The following is a 539-nucleotide window of genomic DNA, read 5'->3' on the forward strand; positions in this document are numbered from 1 at the left end:
AAACTTGTGGCAACAGAAAAAGGTGTTGGTGTTCGTATGCGCCATGATATGGCAGCCAATGCGGGGCAGTTGCATCTTTCTGCTGACGGGAAAATCTCGTTGAAGAATGTTTTTGGTCATGGGGGTGTTGTCCTCAAATCGAAAAGCCAGAGCGTATTGGCAAAACACATCACCTCGAAAAAGCATATTGATATTGCCGCCCATAAGGATGTGACGTTAGAAACGGTTGGCGCTGATGGTCATTTGAAGATAGAGGCGCAGGATGGGCTTTTATCGATTGCCGGTAAGGCAACCTCTGGGGGCAATATGGAGCTGTCTTCGCGCCAGACACTTCAAGTTTCAGGGCTAGGGGCAGGCGCTGATATGGCTCTTGAATCGGGCGGAAACTTGAAACTTGAGGGGATTGTTTTAGCGCAAGGGAAGCTCAAGGCGCATGCCGGTGGTGATATACAAGCTCATTTTTTAGCCGGTGGGGTTGATATGGCGGCAACGGGTGCTGCTGGTGTTGTTGTTCTTGGCACCCAAGGGGATGTTGATCT

1 protein-coding gene is annotated in these 539 nt (G+C 50.1%); it reads left to right on the plus strand.

Annotated features, from left to right (window positions below; genetic code table 11):
• On the plus strand, positions 1-539 hold a 539-nt coding region (locus ACFINO_RS11545; RefSeq protein WP_375655992.1), incomplete at both ends, for a hypothetical protein.

This window comes from Bartonella sp. AA83SXKL, assembly GCF_042196965.1.
Classification (GTDB): Bacteria; Pseudomonadota; Alphaproteobacteria; order Rhizobiales; family Rhizobiaceae; genus Bartonella.